General features: G+C 41.0%; 1 protein-coding gene. It reads right to left on the reverse strand.

What is annotated here, in order from left to right:
• A partial coding sequence (locus HC175_RS18680; protein WP_168139705.1) for a multicopper oxidase domain-containing protein occupies nucleotides 1-446 on the reverse strand: 446 nt, incomplete at both ends.

Consider the following 446-nt stretch of genomic DNA (forward strand, 5'->3'; position numbering starts at 1 on the left):
GCTTATGATCCATACGCACGTCAAGATTAAACATATAGGGAGTAAAATATCGAATTCCTGCAATGGCAGTAGTAGAAATCTCCTCTAAAGAATCGTGCTCTTCATTCTCAACATTCACCCCGCCAAATATTCTAAACCAGTCATTAAAATAACGTTCATAGGTTAGTTCTGCCTCAAGATTTTCATTCCAACCGTATTCACCACTTGCGGTAAACTGGTTTCTGATGTTAGAAGAGATAACATTAAATTCAGCCATATGTGATGCGACATCGACCATTCCCCAGGTGAAAAAATGGTTGCTCTTATTCGTGAGGATCCTTAAGGGGTGATCCTCCAGTCGCTTATCTCTGGGTGTTCCATAGCTATAGACCCTGGCCATACCGGCATCCATGTGGTACAGAATGTGACAGTGAAAAAACCAGTCTCCATAATCGTTTGCATAAAAT

The organism is Salinimicrobium oceani (assembly GCF_012037645.1).